Annotated in this window: 12 protein-coding genes; 11 read left to right on the plus strand and 1 reads right to left on the minus strand. The window is 36.3% G+C overall.

What is annotated here, in order from left to right:
* Positions 1 to 14 precede the first annotated feature (14 nt).
* Positions 15 to 2,804, minus strand: a complete 2,790-nt coding sequence (locus OL225_RS03125; protein ID WP_264517240.1) for a TonB-dependent receptor — start codon at positions 2,802 to 2,804, stop codon at positions 15 to 17.
* Positions 2,805 to 3,128: 324 nt separating this feature from the next.
* Here OL225_RS03125 and OL225_RS03130 point away from each other — a divergent pair, with 324 nt between their 5' ends.
* From OL225_RS03130 to OL225_RS03180, 11 genes are all read left to right on the plus strand, one after another.
* Positions 3,129 to 3,803, plus strand: coding sequence for a response regulator (locus tag OL225_RS03130; RefSeq protein WP_002977493.1), 675 nt, complete (start codon positions 3,129 to 3,131; stop codon positions 3,801 to 3,803).
* Between the two features lie 49 nt (positions 3,804 to 3,852).
* Complete coding sequence (locus OL225_RS03135) at positions 3,853 to 4,884, plus strand: sensor histidine kinase (protein ID WP_047378614.1); 1,032 nt, start codon at positions 3,853 to 3,855, stop codon at positions 4,882 to 4,884.
* A 135-nt stretch (positions 4,885 to 5,019) separates the two neighbouring features.
* Complete coding sequence (locus OL225_RS03140; RefSeq protein WP_047378613.1) at positions 5,020 to 5,616, plus strand: IS1096 element passenger TnpR family protein; 597 nt, start codon at positions 5,020 to 5,022, stop codon at positions 5,614 to 5,616.
* A gap of 176 nt (positions 5,617 to 5,792) precedes the next feature.
* Positions 5,793 to 7,142, plus strand: a complete 1,350-nt coding sequence (locus OL225_RS03145; RefSeq protein ID WP_264517241.1) for an alpha-amylase family glycosyl hydrolase — start codon at positions 5,793 to 5,795, stop codon at positions 7,140 to 7,142.
* A gap of 150 nt (positions 7,143 to 7,292) precedes the next feature.
* The gene (locus OL225_RS03150; protein ID WP_047378611.1) at positions 7,293 to 7,733 is read left to right on the plus strand and encodes a hypothetical protein; all 441 of its coding nucleotides are present in this window, start codon (positions 7,293 to 7,295) and stop codon (positions 7,731 to 7,733) included.
* 135 nt (positions 7,734 to 7,868) lie between these two features.
* Entirely contained in the window at positions 7,869 to 8,663 is a 795-nt protein-coding gene (locus tag OL225_RS03155) for a thymidylate synthase (RefSeq protein ID WP_264517242.1), read from the plus strand.
* Positions 8,664 to 9,058: 395 nt separating this feature from the next.
* Positions 9,059 to 9,277 (plus strand): hypothetical protein, encoded by a 219-nt coding sequence (locus tag OL225_RS03160; RefSeq protein WP_047378609.1) that lies wholly within the window; start codon positions 9,059 to 9,061, stop codon positions 9,275 to 9,277.
* A gap of 24 nt (positions 9,278 to 9,301) precedes the next feature.
* A complete protein-coding gene (locus OL225_RS03165; protein WP_264517243.1) occupies positions 9,302 to 11,812 on the plus strand; it encodes a M1 family metallopeptidase in 2,511 nt (836 codons plus the stop codon).
* Between the two features lie 167 nt (positions 11,813 to 11,979).
* Positions 11,980 to 13,308: a hydroxymethylglutaryl-CoA synthase family protein gene (locus tag OL225_RS03170; protein ID WP_264517244.1), complete on the plus strand. Its 1,329-nt coding sequence runs from the start codon at positions 11,980 to 11,982 to the stop codon at positions 13,306 to 13,308.
* 670 nt (positions 13,309 to 13,978) lie between these two features.
* Entirely contained in the window at positions 13,979 to 16,831 is a 2,853-nt protein-coding gene (locus tag OL225_RS03175; RefSeq protein WP_264517245.1) for a SusC/RagA family TonB-linked outer membrane protein, read from the plus strand.
* Between the two features lie 12 nt (positions 16,832 to 16,843).
* A complete protein-coding gene (locus tag OL225_RS03180; protein WP_264517246.1) occupies positions 16,844 to 18,523 on the plus strand; it encodes a RagB/SusD family nutrient uptake outer membrane protein in 1,680 nt (559 codons plus the stop codon).
* The last annotated feature ends 61 nt before the right edge of the window (positions 18,524 to 18,584 follow it).

Consider the following 18,584-nt stretch of genomic DNA (forward strand, 5'->3'; position numbering starts at 1 on the left):
ATTTGTTGTGTGAATTAAAAATTGTATCCCAGTGTTAAACTGATATTGGTTCCCATAAGTCTTTCAATAGCAAGAGCATCCTTGTTATCATACTTACCGTTGTCGTTCAGGTCATGGTAGAATTTAGCACGACGGTTCAGGATATCTGAAACATTCAGCTTGATTTCTCCTTTGTTGCTCCATATTTTTTTAGCAATCTGGAAATCCAGAAGAGGTCTTGGTGCTTCCCAGATTGGTGGTACCTGATCGTTTCCTACATAAAGGATTCTTCTTCCGATCATGTTGAATAATACGGTGGAAGACCATCCTGATTTTTCAGTATCATATTGAAGACTTACATTGACCGTATATGGAGACTGACCCTGCATTGGTCTGTCAATCTTAGTAGCTTCGTCTGTTACTTTATTTTTAATTAAAGCTACGTTTCCACCCAGCGTAAAGTTTTTAAGAGCACTTACAAAATCCAGCTTTTTTCTTACTTCCAATTCCACCCCGTAAGCATCAGCTTTATCTACATTAAGGTAGTTGAAGGTATTACTCGTTCCAACCCCTGATTGGTTGAAGTATAATTCGATCGGCTTTTTGAAGTTTTTATAGAAACCTGCCACAGATATAATCTCTCCGTTTCTTGGGTAATATTCCCAACGAACATCGGCACTCGTAATTTTAGTTCTTTCAATAGATTTGTTACCGATTACAGTAGCTCCCAGATCAAAATCATAATATGCTAAAGGAGAAACCTCTCTAAACTCCGGTCTTACAACAGTTTGTGAACCTGCAACACGGATGTTCATTTTAGGATTTACCTTGAATGTTAAGTTTACAGCAGGTAAGAAATCTGTAACACGGGTGTTTACAAAACGGTCATCACTTTTTTTCGTGCTTCCTACCAATTGATCAAAGTTTTCAACTCTTAATCCCCAAACAGCTCTTAACCATGGTGTAAAGTTATTGTCAAACTGTAAATACCCTGCGTTAAGGATTGTGTTGGCAATATATCGGTACTGGTTTCCTGCAATTTCATCAAATGTAAATCCACCGTTACCTCCGAAGTTTCCTGGATTGAAGATAGTTTCAAAAGGCTGGGAAAGTAATCCCTGATTGAAGTTTTCAAGTCTTACAGAGAATGGTCTTGAATTGTAGATTCTGTCTTTTACCTGGAATAAATAACCTCCTTTGATCGTTTGTTTTTGACCAAACATGGTAAATGTTTTGGAGATATCACCTCCTGCATTATACAGATAGTCACTTAAAGTAGAGTAGAATACACTTCCCGATTTTTGAGAAAGACCATTAGAGATCAATGCTAAATAAGGGCTTCCTGTCATGTTTGTGTATTGATTATACTGCAAACGCTGTAGCAAAGGAATATACTGATCCAGGATTCCGAAGCTTCCGTACCAGTTTACAGTAAGGCCGCCAAGAATATCAATTTTGTGGTTACCGGTAAGGGTAGAATTATAGAAAGTAGTTTCTTTAAATCCAATTTCCCTTGCCATAATGTTTGTTCCGTTGATTGGATCAAATTCAAAGTCCTTTCCTGTTCTGAAGGACATATGGTTCACTGTATTATTAGTGATGATATTCTTTAAGGAAATTTTATTGTTGCTGTTCAGCTTTAAAGCTAAGTTCAACATTCCTCCTAAGATAATATCATTGCTGTATTTTTCTGTAAAATAATCGAAGTTGGTATCAGCAAGTTCGTTGTTGATGGTAAAGAAACGGTTGGTAGACTCAGTTCTTCTCTTGTTGTTACTGTAGTTTAAAACAGCAATTACTCCTAAATCCTTTCCAAATATTTTGGTATTGAAACCTCCGTCAAGCTGTAAACTTAAGTTTTCAGGATAACCGATACTGTTGTATCCTAAGTTCTTTGTGTATCCTTTACCAATCTCTGTTTTCTGAGCTTCAGTCAGAATGCTGAAAGCATTTTTTGCAGGCATATTGGTAGGAAGCTTTCTGTAACCGTCATCAATTCCTAAAAAGTCCCATTTTCCTCCTTTCTGCATATGGAATTCCTGCCCCATAGTAGCAGTGTTTCCTCCTACACCTACCTGTACGTTGAAGAAATTTTTATTAGGAATATCCTTTGTATTTACCTGAATCAATGCTCCTCCCCATTCACCTGTATATTCCGGAATGAAAGTTTTGTTGATGACAAGGGTTTCGATAACGTTTGCCGGGAAAAGGTCAAAAGAGAAAGTCTTTCTGTCAGGCTCCGTGCTGGATAACTGAATACCATTCAGCATCGCTTGGTTATAACGGTCTGATAAACCTCTTACTACAATATATTTTCCTTCAGATAAACTCACCCCGGAAACTCTCTTCAGAACTTCACCTGTGTTTCTGTCCGGACTTCTTTTAATAGCTTCAACCCCAATAACCTGAGAAACTACACCGGCGTTCTTCTGTAAACCGATTGTAGAGGCTATGGTTTCTTTTCTTGCGTTTGATTTTATGACAACTCCCTCAATTTCTTTTTCCTTGGTAGAGGGCTTGTCCATTACGATATCAAGATGAGTATTACCTTCATTTTTGATAATAACCTCACTGATCTCTTTTCTGTTATACCCATTGGAGCTTACCGTTACAATGTAATTGGTGCCGGGGGACAGGTTGATAGAGTAGTATCCGGAAATGTCAGTCGTTGCTTCCTGCCCATTTACTTTTACCTTTACCCCTTCTATAGGAGTGTTATCTTTCTCGTCCAATACCCTACCTTCCAAAATCTGACTTTGTGCAAAAGCATAGCCAGCAGAAAACAAGGCAAGTAGCATGATGCTCTTGTGGAGTTGTTTTTTCATTTTACTTCTTTTACTTCTTTTTCAAGGGCAAAATAAGGGCTAAGTTTTTAAGAAAACTTTAGGAGAATCTTAATTAATTGTGAAGTTTGTATTAACGGATGAGTGAAATTTACAGTTATTGATGTTTAATTTATATAATTGTAATTTTTGTTTTAATTTTAAATATTATTCCTTATATTTGATTTATGTGTATTTATTGTTAATTTTTTTTATTGATTTTATAATTTTGTGCTGCGATATGTTTTTTTAATAATTAGTTAACATTTGGCAGATAGATGAAATCAATTGAAATAATTAATTTTGTGGGAATTCTTAAACTAGAAGATGAGCAAAAAAATTCTTTTAATAGACGATGAACTGGACATTTTAGAGATTCTGTCTTACAATTTGGAAAAGGAGGGGTATGATATCTATACAGCTACCAATGGTAACGAAGGTATAGAAAAAGCAAAGGAGATTGTTCCGGACCTTATCTTATTAGATGTCATGATGCCTGAAAAAGATGGTATAGAAACCTGTCAGGAACTTCGTAAAGTGAAAGAACTTCAAAAAACACTTATCGTGTTCCTTTCTGCAAGAAGCGAGGAGTTTTCTCAGTTAGCAGGTTTTCAGGCGGGTGCTAATGATTACATCGTAAAACTGATCAAGCCGAAAATCCTTATCTCTAAAGTAAATGCATTATTACAGCTAACCTCGCAGGTTTCTGACAATGCAAAACTAATCGAAATCGGAGACCTTGTTATCGACAAAGATAATTTCAGAGTTTCCAAAAGCGGACAGCAATTTCTTCTTCCTAAAAAAGAATTTGATTTGCTTTACCTTTTGGCTTCCAATACTGAAAAGGTTTTCAAAAGAGAAGAAATTCTGGAAAAAGTTTGGGGTAATGATGTGATTGTTGGTGAAAGAACCATCGATGTACATATCAGAAGGTTGAGAGAAAAACTAGGAATCAATACGATTCAGACATTAAAAGGGATTGGGTATAAACTGATCGTTTAATTATTTTTAGAATCTTAACTTTACGTTCAATCATTAAAACGTTGTAAAATTGAAATTTTACAGACTTACCCTCGTTGCCTCCTGTCTGCTGACATTGGTAATGCTCCTTTTAGTAGTCGTCTTCGATTCACTGAAAGATATCTATTATGAGACCCCTTTGTTTAAAACGGGTCTTTTCATCTGTATTATCCTAATCTTTATGATCAACTGTGTGGTATTGGAGCTACTTTTCAATTATTACAGCAGAAAACAGGTAAAAGGTCTTTCGGGATTTCTGCCGCAGGAAATAGTTCAGAATCAGGATGAAAATATTACCATCAAGGAATTAGGAGAAAGGTTTTCTGATCTCAATCAGCAGCAGGTATCAGAAATTGATATGATGAAAGAGATGGAAAGCTACCGTAAAGAATATATAGGTAATGTATCTCACGAACTGAAAACGCCTTTGTTTTCTATTCAGGGATATGTAGAAACTTTAAGAGACGGTGGTGTAGACAATCTTACCATTCGTGACAAATACCTGGAAAGAATTGATAAATCTGTCGAAAGACTTATTGCTATTGTCACAGATCTTGATATGATCAACAGGTTGGAAGCGGGCGAAATCAATCTTACCGTTTCTAAATTTGATGTCAATCTTCTGATCAAAGAGATTTTCGATCTGCTTGATCTTGAAGCTGAAAAAAGAAATACAACATTACAGATCCAGACCCTTCATCCACAAATCTTTGTGGAGGCTGATAAACAGAAAATTTCCCAGGTTTTCATTAATCTTATTTCCAATGCGATTCACTATGCCAACAGACAGGAAGCAAAAGTGATCGTAAAGACCAGTATCCTTAAAAATAAGGTGCTGATAGAAGTGATAGATAACGGGATGGGAATCAAGTCTGAGATTCTTCCAAGGATCTTCGAAAGGTTTTACCGTGTAGAAACCAGCAGAAGCAGGAGAGAAGGAGGTTCAGGACTGGGATTAGCCATCGTAAAACATATTCTTGAAGCACATAACGAAAATATCACCGTTGAAAGTGTATACCTTGAAGGCACGAAGTTTAGTTTTATGCTCGAAAAAAGTAAATAATTCCGGCAAAATGTAAGGAAAAAAAATATTTTAAAAAATCCTGAAATATTTTTTTGTCACATGTCATTTATTATATATTTGCACCAGAGATTTATCATAATTATAAAGGCAAAAAAAGTAATTTAAGAAACTGATATGGTTTACAAAATCCGCGTAATATTAGATGCGAAAGAAGATATTTTCCGTGATATCGAAGTTAAGGGAAAACAAACGTTATGGAACTTACATTTAGGAATTAAAAGTGCATTCAGTCTGCAGGGAGATGAGCTTTCTACTTTTAATCTGTTAGAAGATGACGGAACAATTGTAAAAAGTGTCCCATTGGAAGATATGAGTGATGATGGTGATGGTGAGATTATGTCAGATGTTTACATTGATGAAGCTTTTGAAAGTGTAGGCGACAAGGCACAGTTCCAATATGGGCTTCTTGACCTTTGGGAATTCTTCTGTGAACTTGTAGAAGTAATTGAAGAAACAAAAGGGGTTAATTATCCTATCACAGTATACAGATTCGGAAACGTTCCGTTGAAAGCACCTAGCAAAAACGGAAGTGCCGGAGGATCTAAAAAGAAATCGGCAATGCCTTTGGTAGATGATGAGTTTGGTTTCGATGAAGATTTCGGATCAGGAGGAAACTTTGCAGATGAGGACGACAGCTTCGACGATGAGGAAGAAGAAGACTACAATGACGATGTCTTTGATGATGAAGATGACAATGATGACGAAAGATAGTCAACACAATATACTGGCCCTGGATTTTGATCCGGGGCTTTTTTTGCAAAAGTGTGAAGGTATTTAATTTTCAATAAAAACAGGTCTTCCTGGTAACTGCCGGGAAGTATATCCATCTATCCGTAAATTTTGCCTTTTCCCAAAAAACAATCCTTACTTTTGTTAAAAATAGTTTAATGAAAAAATTAATTTTGTTAGCTGTAATTGGTCTGGGAATTGTTTCCTGTACCACTCAAAAAAATACCCGGAAGATGACAGAACTGCCAAAAGATTGGAAACATAATACAAATATCTACGAAGTAAACATAAGACAATATACTCAGGAAGGAACTTTCAAAGCATTTGCAAAAGAAATGCCCCGCCTGAAATCTATGGGAATAAAAACCCTTTGGTTTATGCCCATCACCCCCATTGCCCATCAGAATAAAAAAGGAAGCATGGGAAGCCCATATGCCGCTTCAGATTATACTTCTATCAATCCTGAATTCGGAACACTGCAGGACTTTAAAGATATGGTGAATGAGGCACATAGACTGGGGTTCAAAGTAATTATAGACTGGGTAGCCAATCATACAGGCTGGGATCATGTCTGGACAAAAACACACCCTGAATTTTATCTGAAAGATCCGGATGGAAAATTCCATATCGCTTCCGGAATGGATGATATTATTGAGCTGGATTACAAAAACCAGGAGATGCGTCAAGCTATGATTGATGCCATGAAATTCTGGGTACAGGAAACTGATATTGATGGTTTCCGATGCGACCTTGCTTCATGGGTAGAAGCAGATTTCTGGGTGCAGGCCCGTCCTGAAGTAGAAAAAGTAAAACCTCTTTTCTGGCTGGGAGAATTTGATGAGTTGGAAAGCCCTGAGTACGGAAAAGTTTTTGATGCCAGCTATTCCTGGAAATGGATGCACAAATCTGCCGATTACTATAAAAATAACGAACCTCTTCAGGAATTAAAAGACCTTCTGAGACAATATTCAAATATCGGAGATGCTTCGATGAGAGCGTGGTTTACCACAAATCATGACGAGAATTCATGGAACGGAACCGAATATGAAAAATATGGAGTCATCACAAAACCTATGGCAGTATTCTCTGCAACATGGAATGGTGTTCCGTTACTTTACTCTGGACAGGAACTTCCGAATATAAAAAGACTTGAGTTTTTCGAAAAGGATGTCATCAAATGGACAAATACATATCAGGTCGCTGATTTCTATAAAACATTATTGGATTTAAAAGCCTCCAACCTGGCCTTGAGAGGAGGAGATTCTAATGTAACAACTTATCTTCTTAATACTACAGCCAATGATAAGATTCTGGCCTATGTAAGAAAAAATGGGAATGATGAAGTATTGGTTGTTCTGAATATGTCAAAAGAACCTGTTAACTTTTCAATTGAAGACGAACATGTATCAGGAGCATTCAGGAATGTTTTTGATAAAACGAAAAGAGATTTCAATAATGGGAAAGACTTTAGTTTCAAAGTTTCAGATTATGCCGTATTTGAAAAATAAGCAATCAACTCTTTGAAATTCTGGCTGAAACAGTGAAATCTTAATGACTGATCTTTAAAGGTACTCAATTCCCCTCCGCTGGAGGGGTGTCAAAATCTATGATTTTGACGGGGTGGTTTATCTGCCCACAATAAAAAAACGATCATCGTAATGAACAAACAGGAAATAATCAATATAATAAAAGCAAAAGCTACCGACAAAATCCAGTATTTTGAAAACCTTATTGCGGAAACACGGGCATCCAATAACGATACGAAAAGTTCGATGGGGGACAAATATGAAACCGGAAGAGAAATGCTTCAGCAGGAAATTAATAATCTGCAGAGACAGCTTAACGAAGTTTTGAATCAGCAGGCTGTACTGCAGAAAATAACTTCCGATCCTTCGGAAAAAGTTCAGAATGGTGCATTGGTGAAAACCAATAAGGGGCTGTTCTATATCTCTGCTTCAATGGGAGAACTTGTCTTTGAAAATCAGAAAATCATGACTGTATCTGCAGAATCTCCACTGGTAAAAGTAATGTATGGTAAAAAAACAGGAGAATCATTTACAGTAAACAGCATTCACCAGACCATTGAAAATATATGGTAAATTTAATAGACGTTAGATTGCAGATATACAGTTGTTTAATAGAAAATAGACATCAGACCTATAAAAAGCATTCATAAAAATGAGTGCTTTTTTTGATGGTTTTTACTAAATTTGGAACTTAAAATCTCATTCAAAATGCAAAACTACCTGGACCTTTTACAGCATATTTTAGACAACGGAACGGATAAAACCGATAGAACAGGCACTGGAACAAGAAGTGTTTTCGGATATCAGCTGAGATATGATCTGTCTAAAGGATTTCCCTTGGTAACGACCAAAAAAGTGCATTTGAAATCTATTATTTATGAGTTGCTTTGGTTCCTGAAAGGAGATACCAACATCAAATACCTTAAAGATAACGGAGTAAGCATCTGGGATGAATGGGCAAATGAAAATGGAGATTTGGGACCGGTTTATGGAGCGCAATGGAGAAGCTGGAGCGGTGCAGATGGAAAAGTGGTAGATCAGATTACAGAAGTCATTGACCAGATTAAAAAAAATCCTGATTCCAGAAGACTGATTGTTTCCGCATGGAATGTAGCAGAAATTCCCAATATGGCCTTAGCTCCTTGTCATGCTTTGTTCCAGTTTTATGTAGCTGATGGAAAATTATCCTTACAACTGTACCAAAGAAGTGCTGATGTTTTCCTTGGGGTACCATTCAATATTGCAAGCTATGCATTGCTCCTGATGATGGTAGCACAGGTTTGTAATCTGGAAGTGGGAGATTATGTTCACAGTTTCGGGGATGTTCATATCTACAATAATCATTTTGAACAGGTAAACAGACAGCTGGGACGAGAGCCGAGAGCACTTCCGACGATGAAACTGAATCCGGAAGTTAAAAATATCTTTGATTTTGATTTCGAAGACTTCAGTCTTGAAAATTATGATCCGCATCCGGGAATTAAAGCTCCTGTAGCTATTTAAGATTCTGTAAAATCTATCTGATATCCTTTTTGATTAATATACTTCTATTATTTATGCATTATTAGAGGTGATTGCTTTTGTCATATGTTCTGGAAACATAAGGCAGTCGGGGCTGTGCCTGATTGGGTAGCCCAACCGTTATTCTATCTTCAAAAATTCATATTTACATTTTCGATAGACAGTAAATGATGAGATGATATTCTATTTTAAAACGGAAAATACTCCGCAAAACAGTCTGTATCACAAATTATCTTGAGATAAACCCTTAAGCACACTTTCTTTTGGCAATTGTTTCTTAAATTTGAAAGAACAACTCAGATTCATTTAATCTTTTGAAAAAAAGGGAAGGATGATTGGGTTACAGATCATAAATTTCAAATGCTTAAAAATAAATCATGAAGTATTTAAAAGTTAATATTGAAGAAAACGCAGACATCGAAGCGCTGAAAAATGCCATCCTTCAATTGAAGGGAGTGGCTTCAGCAGAAATAATGGATGACGAAAATCCGGAAAGCGAGCTGAAAAAAGCTTTTGCAAAAACCAAAGAACAACTTCAAAAAGGAGACTATGAAACCTTAGTCAATGATATTTTCGATATAATCATTAAAAAATAATTCTAAAAATAATAAAGTAGACCGATGAGAAAGGCCATTTTATCAATTGCTATACTTGGAATTTTATTTTCCGCAAATGTATCAGCACAAACCGAAACTTCAGGAAGGGAAAAAGTATACAGAGCTACTCCTGCCAAGGTGACGGAACTTAAACACACAAAGCTGAAAGTAAATTTCGATTATCAGAAAGAACAGATGAATGGGGAAGAATGGCTTACCGCCTCACCTTATTTTTATGCCACCAACGAACTTACGCTTGATGCAAAAGGAATGCTGATTCATGAAGTGGCTCTTGATAATAACGGAAAAAAATCTCCTTTGAAATATGATTACAAAGATGATGTTCTGAAAATCAACCTTGATAAAACATACCAGAAAAATCAGGAGTATACCGTTTACATCAAATATACATCCCGTCCCAATGAGGTGAAGCAGGAGGGAAGCATGGCTATCAATGATGCAAAAGGACTTTATTTCATCAATGCTCAGGGAACAGAACCGGATAAGCCTACACAAATCTGGACACAGGGAGAAACAGAATCTTCTTCTGCATGGTTTCCTACGATTGATAAACCCAACCAAAAGACAACACAGGAAATTTATATGACAGTTCCTGATAAATATGTAACCCTTTCCAATGGCCTACTGAAAGAATCTAAAAAAGAATCCAACGGACTTAGGACAGATCATTGGGTGATGGATAAAAGACATTCTACCTATCTTTTCTTTATGGGAGTAGGAGAATATGCTATTGTAAAAGACAAGTGGAAAAATATCCCGGTTGATTATTATATTGAAAAAGAATACGAACCTTATGCTAAACAGATCTACGGGAATACTCCGGAAATGATCGACTTTTTCTCCAAAAAACTGAATTACGATTATCCATGGGCAAAATATGCTCAGATTTCAGGAAGAGATTATGTAAGCGGAGCAATGGAAAACACCACAGCAACACTTCATGGAAGTGATATTCTTCAGAAGCCAGGTCAGCTTATTGACGAAAATACATGGGAAGACACTATTGCCCACGAATTGTTCCATCATTGGTTTGGAGATCTTGTTACAGCAGAAAGCTGGAGCAATCTTACAGTCAACGAATCCTTCGCCAATTATTCCGAATACCTTTGGAATGAATATAAATATGGAAAAGATCAGGCAGATTATCACCTGATGACCGATGTGAATAACTATCTTCACAACCCATCAGACTTTAACAAGAATCTTGTAAGGTTCAATTATGAATCCCGAGAAGATGTTTTTGATCTGGTAACCTATCAGAAAGGAGGAGGAATTTTGAATATGCTGAGAAACTACCTCGGAGATGATGCCTTCTTTGCAGGAATGAACGATTATCTGAAAACCAATGAATATCAGAATGCAGAAGCCCATCAGTTGAGACTCTCTTTTGAAAAAGTATCAGGGAAAGACTTAAACTGGTTCTTCAATCAATGGTATTTTGGAAGTGGAAATCCGAAAATTAATTACTCATTCACATTTGAGCCTGTAAAAAAACAAGTGGCGTTAACTATTAATCAAAGTCAAGAAAAACCATTTGAATTTCCTCTGGCTATAGATGTCTATGACAACGGAAAATCTAAAAGATATAATGTCTGGGTAAATGCAGAAGCAAAAAATACATTCAGTTTTGATGTTTCCAAAACTCCTGATCTGATTAATATCAATGCAGATGGGGTTTTACTGGCAGACATTACCGAGGCTAAGACTCCTGAGCAGAATCTGATGCAGTTTACAAATTCCAAGGAGTTTAAAAGCAGATATCTGGCGTTAAATGGGATCAAGGATCAGACTGGAAAAAGCCCTGCCGTTGTAAAATTGCTGGCTGCAGCATTAAAAGATCCTTTTTTCAGAGTAAGAATAAAAGCTTTAAATTTAATAGATCTTACCAATCCTGAGCAAATGAAGGCGCTGGGTGCTGAAGTTGAAAAACTGGCTTCCAATGATCCTAAAACATTAACACAGGCAGCGGCTATTACTGCTTTAGGAAAGACAAAAGACAAAAAATATCTTCCATTATTTGAAAAAGGAATAAATGCTGTTTCAAATGCTGTGAAAGGGAGTTCAATGAGTGCACTTCTTTCCATTGATCCGTCAAGAGCAAATAACCTGGCTGATAAAATTGATATGAAAGGAGCATCAGATGCATTGCAGGCTCAGTTGCTTCCGATTATTGTAAAGAACAAAATTACTTCTCAGATAGAGAATATTGCTCCTCTTGCTACCTTTTATCCATTTATTAAATTCCAGAACCCCGAGTTAGGAAAAGCTGCAGAAGATGGTTTCAACTGGATCATGACTTCCGATAATCTGAAAGCAACGGAAAGCATTACAAAAATAGCAGGATATGCCAAGAATCAGATGGCAGGTAATCCGCAGGCTAAAATGATGATGGTTCAGATGCTGAAAGATGGCTTAAGTAAAAAAATGGAACTGCTGAAACAGAATCCGCAAAATGCTGCAAGTATTAATAAGCAGATTGATGTGATTAATAAAGCAATTGAAAACTATAAATAATAGAGAAAGCCGGCAGATTTGCCGGCTTTCTTTTATCATGACTGAATACCAATTTGTAAAAATATAAGATAAAGTAAATTGATTTTTAATAATATTACAAAAATCAGCATTTTTTACCACTGTTTTTTGCAGTATCTTTCATAAATTCGTTTAAAATTTAGACAATTATGAGTTTTGGAATTGAAGCAGCGGGCTATTATGTGCCTGGTTTATATTTGGAGATTAAGGATTTAGCAGAAAAAAGAGGAATAGAACCGGCGAAATTGGAAAAAGGCTTAGGTCTTCATAAAATGGGGCTTTCTGATGTTCATGAAGATGCAGCAACCTTTGCCGCAGAAGCATTACTGAAGCTTATACAAGATTATAATATCAATCCTAAGGAAATAGCAAGAGTATATCTGGGAACAGAAAGTGCGGTGGATGCAGCAAAGCCTACAGTATCTTATGCTGTTCAGATGGTAGAACAGGTATTGAAAGAAGAATTTGGAGCAAGATGTTTCAGAAACTGTGATGTGCTGGATATGACATTTGCTTGTGTAGGAGGAGTAGATGCTCTTCATAATGCTTTGGATTTTGTAAGGGTGAATCCCGATAAAAAAGCAGTAGTGATTGCCAGTGACTATGCAAAATATGAATTGGCTTCTTCTGGTGAATATACACAAGGAGGAGGAGCTGTAGCTCTTTTGGTTTCATCAAAACCGGATCTTCTTGAAATTGAAAATAACTGGGGAGTTGCTTCAGAAAGTGTCTTTGATTTTTTCAAACCGAGAAGAACCTATAATAAAGAAGACCTGAACGGTGCTCCGGAAACATATCCCGAAAAAATTGAAATTTTCACAGATGAACCTGTTTTTGACGGGCAATATTCTAACCAATGCTACCAGGATAGGATAAGAGAAGCTTACAATCATTATAAAGAAATAACAGGAGAGAAAAAACCTTATGAAAACTGGAAATATATTATTTTCCATCTACCTTATGCCTTTCACGGGAAAAGGGTTTTTACTGAAATTTACAGTCTTGAGAATGGTTTGCCTTATGAAACTGCAGAAGAACAGAAAGCCGTTGCCAAATCTGAAGATTATTTACAATTAATCAGTGATAAAATAGAAAAGACACAAAGGGCTTCTTCCGAGATAGGGAACATGTACACAGCTTCTGTCTTTATGGCCTTTCTTTCTGCTTTACAGACATCCTATAACGAAAATGAAGAGCTTTCAGGAGAAGAAATTGGCTTTGTAGGCTATGGAAGTGGTTCAAAATCAAAAGTGTTTGCCGGAAAAGTTTCTGTGAACTGGAAAAAAGTAGTAGAAAAATGGAACGTATTTGAAAATTTGAAACAAAGAACTTCTGTAGATTTTGAAACTTATGAAAAACTTCACAGAAAGCAACTGAAAGAATCTGTAAACATAAATTATAAAGGATTCGGACTTGTTTCTATTGAGACTGAAAATCCGGTATTAATTGGAGCCAGATATTATAGTTACCAGAAATAAGATTATTGTAAACTTAATATATAAAGCATCTCATCGTATGGGATGCTTTTTTTTGCAGTAAAACATGCTTATAATAATCCATGAAGTTTATGTTAATTATGTGCTTTTTCAAATAAAAGCACATTGAATATTTTCTCACTTTCAGAGTTGAATTATTTTTAAATGTAATGCTAAAAAGGTTAAAAAAATGCAGGGAATATGAAAGAGAGTTTTATAAGTTTCAACTGATCTCGCAATATAATATAGTAACAGTTTTTTGGTGGAAATTACAATGATGCCCTATTGAAAAAGGGGGTTCTTGCTATTCAGGGCCTGTTTTTTAAATAAAATTTAAGAAAATGGCGTATTTTTTTCTTCATTTTAGTTAAAATTGATGATGAAATATTTTAATTTATTAATCTAATTGATGTTTTTTGGTTTATTTTTTTAATAAATATTGGTTAATTAATGAAAGTTGATTTTAATTTCAAAATTTATTAAAATTCCGTTAATCTTTAAATTGGCTTATTTTTCGTTAATTTTTTAAATACAATTAAAATGATTCCCTATCATTTTTTTAGTATGAATGTGAATTTCTCCTTTCTGGAAGCCTGTTTTCAGCGTTTAATGAATTGATGTTGTAGATATTTATCGACATATTTGTCCCTTGAATATATTAAAATCTGTTAATATGAATGTGAAATTAAGCGTTTTAACAGTCGGTGTTCTGTTTTTTACAGGGCAGACTGTATTAGCTCAGGAAAAGGACTCTAAGAACAGTAAGGACAAAGAGACAAAACTTGAGGAAGTTGTTGTTTTAGGTTATAGCAAGACTGCTACTAAAGCGAAAACAACAACATCTTCGGTTACTGTTGGTTCTGAAACCTTAGAAAACAGACCTAATATCTCGGTACTGAGCTCTATTCAGGGTACAGCTCCCGGGATCGTAGTAAATTCAGCATCTGGATCTCCAGGTTCTGGAAAATTCAATATTTTGATCAGAGGTGCTAGCTCCCTTAATGGTTCTACAGATCCTCTATACGTTGTGGATGGGGTAATTACTTCCGGTTCTCAGTTCAGAAACCTAAACTCTTATGACATTGATACGTTCAGTATCCTGAAAGATGCTCAGGCAACTGCTATCTATGGTAACAGAGCAGCAAACGGAGTTGTAGTAATTACAACTAAAGGTGGGAAATTCAACGCAGGAATGAAGGTGTCTTACGATGCATTAACTTCGTTCAGTAAACTGCCTACTTCTGACTACAACATGTCAGACGGTAGACAACTTTTACAAATTCAAAAGAATTTAGCAACTGGTAAAGGTAATACCTTAACACAGGATCAGATCAATAACTGGGGTACTAATACAGACTGGAGTAAGCAATTTACCCGTATAGGTATTTCTCAACAACACAACCTTTCCATTACAGGAGGTGGGGAAAACATCAATAACTTCTTGTCTCTAGGATATCTTGATAGTGAAGGTACTGTAAAATCTACAGACTTCAAGAGATTTACAATGAGAAATAACCTTAATGGTAAGTCTAAAAACGGAAAATTAACTTTTGGGGCTATTATGGGGTTAGGGTATTCCAGAAGAAACCAGCTGGATGATGAAACAAACACAGGTATTTCTAACAATACCCTTCAGAATCCTTTATTCGGAAGTGTTCTTTCATTACCATATGCAACACCTTCTCCATATGCAAATGGACTGGAGTTATATAATGCTATTAAAGGAGATGCTACTAATAACAGACACTGGATTCTTCAGGATAACATCAATGGGGGAATCAGAAACAGATTTACTGAACTAAGTATTTCTGCCAATGCTAATGTAAACTACAAAATTACAGATTATTTAAGCGTTGGGAACAGAACTGGTATAGAGTATAAGCAATACGACAGAACCTTTGCAAGATCACCACTAGGATACCTTGCTATCAGTGTAGCAAAAGGAGACGGATCTACATATGGCGGATTCGAAGATTTTTCTACAATAAAAGATCTTACGTTCAACAGTATTACGAATATTACATTCAATAAATCTTTTGGAGATCATACCATTAGTGCTGGTGCATACATGGACTATATTAAAGCTCATGTAACTACAAATACTCAAAGACAAAACGGTCTTAACCCATTACAGTGGGAATTTGGTGCAGGAACTGGTTATATTCCATTTAACCCGGATACACCAAACATCTATAGACCTTCTAATAGTGCTACAAAAGTAACTGCTGGTACCTTAGCTTACTTTGGAACTCTAGATTACGATTACAAAGATAAGTATGGAGTAAGTGGAGTTGTAAGAAGAGATGGTTCTTACCGTTTCCTTCCTACCAACAGATGGGAAACTTTCTGGTCAGTTGCGGCAAGATGGAATATCGACAAAGAAGAATTCATGGCTAATTCCGGATTCAGACTGCTTAAGCTAAGAGCTTCAATCGGTACTACAGGTAACCAGAACTTAGGAATTGCCAGTGATAACCAAAACCCATTAGCACTTCTTCCGAATAATTTCCTTGATCTATATAACGGTTTCTCAGGATACCAGAATTTATTAGGATACAACTTTGTAAACTTATCAAACCCTTCTCTAGAGTGGGAGCAGGTAAAACAAAGCAACATCGGAGTAGACTTTAACTATAAAGGATTGGTTGAAGGTAGCGTTGATTACTATCAGAAAAGAACATCAAGAATGTTCAATGACATTCAAAAATCATCTGCTACAGGATATTACTCAATCAGAGGTAACGACGGTGTTCTTGACAACAAAGGTATTGAAGGGATGATCAAGTACAATGTGATCAGAAACGAAAATACAAAAGTATCTGTTTTTGTGAACGGTGCATACAACTCAAACAAGATCGTTTCTATGAACAGCGAAAACCTTGCAGGAGATGTGGTAAATGCTATCGGTGGACCTGCTGGTCAGTATCAGCTATATTCATACGTTGGTGTAAACCGTGACAATGGAAACTTACAGTTCCTTGACAAAAACGGAAACATTACAGAAGCTCCAACATCAGCAGACAGAGTATTGACTGGAAAATCAAGATATGCTAAGTTTACAGGAGGTTTCGGATTCAATGTACAACATAAAGGATGGTTCCTTGATACATTATTCTCTTTCCAACAAGGAGGATGGATCTATGATAACTTACAATCATGGATTATGGATCCAAATGCAGCAGCAACAAGAAACCTTTCAGCTGATTTATTGAACGCATGGACTCCTGATAACAGAGATACAGATATCCCTGCACTAAAAGCAAGTAACTTAAGCTTAGGTTCTTCAGACAGATTCTTACACAGATCAGACTTTATCAGACTTAAAAATATTTCTGTAGGATATAACTTCAGCAAAAGCCAGTTAGGTAAACTGCCGGTAAAAGGAATCAAAGTATTTGTTCAGGCAGAAAACCTTTACACCTGGACAGATTGGAAAGGATTTGATCCGGAGCCAATTACTTCGTATTCATTAAATGTTTATCCTAACCCAAAAACCATATCTGTAGGTTTAAATGTTGATTTTTAATAGAGAAGAATTATGAAAAGAATTATAAATACAATATTAGTTGTAGCAACCCTATCATCTGTGGCATTTACGCTGAATAGCTGTCAGGATGCACTAGATATAAAGCAGGCAGGACAATTAGAAGGAGAAGACCTGTATACAAGTGTTGCTAATCTTAATGAAGTTTTAAACGGATCTGTTTACGCTCAGTTAGACCCAATTGATGAGATCTATTTCACAGCGGTATTTACAGATGAAGTAAAGCCAGGATCTGGTAGTGGAGGACAGGAATATACATTGCACAGACATTTCCTAGATCCGTCTAGTCCTATTATTACTGGAGGTACAGTAGGTACTGTTGCCAGTGATGGAATCTGGTTAAACAATTATAGAGTAATCAACAGGGTAAACAGACTTCTTGAGGGAGCAAAGAGAATTACACCTACTACTGTTGAGGAGAAGAATACATACAATGCTATTCTTGCGCAGGCAAGGGCGATCAGAGCATATTGCTATGTACAGTTAGAGGCTTATTTCTCTGCTGATATGAAGGATCCTAATGCTTTGGGAGTTATTCTTCTTACGGATGTTCCTTCTACAGAATCGAAATTGCCAAGAGCTAAAAATCAGGATGTTTATGATTTCATTAATGCTGATTTGGATTATGCAAGAGGAATCTTAGGAAACTCTACTACTCCAAGAAGATATAAAGTAGATAAGAATTTTGTAAATGCTGTTGCTGCTCGTTTTAATCTCTACAGAGGTGAAATGGCATTAGCTAAGCAAAATGCAGAATTAGTAATCAACGGATCTGGTCTTTCTCTTACAATTGCATCGCCAATCACAGGTACCAATGCTGCAGTTCCAGTTACTGAAGCTGATGGTTCTGTGTTCCAATCCGGACCTTTCAGTGATACCCCTACAAGTAAGTGGAATATTGCATTCTACGGAGGAATTGATGAGAGCACTGGAAATGGTATAGCAGGAGGATCTTTCAACCCATACAGAAGAATGTGGGCTGATACTGAAAATGGAGAAGCTATTTTCTCTCTGAATAGACTACCTTTAGGAGCTGGTGCAGCTATTGGAGGAAAATGGAATACAAATCAGTCTAATATTAGTGGAGCACCAATGTGGTTCTGGGGAAGAAACCTATACAACATATTTAAAAATACTCCTGGAGATATCAGAAAATATGCCTACGTAGACCCTTCTTCAAAACCAAATCCAAATTATGCTACTGCAACAGCAGGAAATACCAGAACGGACGGATTGGTTATTGATAAATATCCTGGTAAAATAAGTACAGCTACAAGAAACGATGTGAAAGTTTTCAGATTGTCAGAAATGTACTTCATTATAGCAGAAGCTGAAGTAGCGGCAGGAAACCTTGCAGCAGCTCACGATAAAATTCAGCAAGTGAGAGTAGCAAGAAACTTCGAGGGAACAGCTACTACTCCTACTTATTCATCTGCACAATTAGCATATGCTGATATCTTGAAAGAACGTAGAGTTGAATTAGCACTTGAAGGACACCGTTTTATCGACCTTAAGAGACTTGCTGTATCAGCTAATGTATCTATGGACAGAAACCCTACGGATGATATTATCGATATGAAAAACCTTCCAAATGGTGATTACAGATATACATTACCTATTCCAATCAGAGAAATATCTGCAAACCCGAACGTTAAGCAGAATGACAAGTATTAAGATTTAATTTTAATATATTTTTTAAGAAGGGTCCCAGTAATGGGGCTCTTTTTTTATAGAA

The sequence above is a fragment of the Chryseobacterium viscerum genome (assembly GCF_025949665.1).
In the GTDB taxonomy this organism is placed as follows: domain Bacteria; phylum Bacteroidota; class Bacteroidia; order Flavobacteriales; family Weeksellaceae; genus Chryseobacterium; species Chryseobacterium viscerum_A.

What these genes read in the sequence shown, in the direction of transcription:
- OL225_RS03145 (WP_264517241.1), top strand. Translation starts at nt 5,793, where the DNA reads ATGAAAAAATTAATTTTGTTAGCTGTAATTGGTCTGGGAATTGTTTCC.
- OL225_RS03175 (WP_264517245.1), top strand. Translation starts at nt 13,979, where the DNA reads ATGAATGTGAAATTAAGCGTTTTAACAGTCGGTGTTCTGTTTTTTACA.
- OL225_RS03170 (WP_264517244.1), top strand. Translation starts at nt 11,980, where the DNA reads ATGAGTTTTGGAATTGAAGCAGCGGGCTATTATGTGCCTGGTTTATAT.
- OL225_RS03155 (WP_264517242.1), top strand. Translation starts at nt 7,869, where the DNA reads ATGCAAAACTACCTGGACCTTTTACAGCATATTTTAGACAACGGAACG.
- OL225_RS03165 (WP_264517243.1), top strand. Translation starts at nt 9,302, where the DNA reads ATGAGAAAGGCCATTTTATCAATTGCTATACTTGGAATTTTATTTTCC.
- OL225_RS03130 (WP_002977493.1), top strand. Translation starts at nt 3,129, where the DNA reads ATGAGCAAAAAAATTCTTTTAATAGACGATGAACTGGACATTTTAGAG.
- OL225_RS03160 (WP_047378609.1), top strand. Translation starts at nt 9,059, where the DNA reads ATGAAGTATTTAAAAGTTAATATTGAAGAAAACGCAGACATCGAAGCG.
- OL225_RS03140 (WP_047378613.1), top strand. Translation starts at nt 5,020, where the DNA reads ATGGTTTACAAAATCCGCGTAATATTAGATGCGAAAGAAGATATTTTC.
- OL225_RS03125 (WP_264517240.1), bottom strand. Translation starts at nt 2,804, where the DNA reads ATGAAAAAACAACTCCACAAGAGCATCATGCTACTTGCCTTGTTTTCT.
- OL225_RS03150 (WP_047378611.1), top strand. Translation starts at nt 7,293, where the DNA reads ATGAACAAACAGGAAATAATCAATATAATAAAAGCAAAAGCTACCGAC.
- OL225_RS03180 (WP_264517246.1), top strand. Translation starts at nt 16,844, where the DNA reads ATGAAAAGAATTATAAATACAATATTAGTTGTAGCAACCCTATCATCT.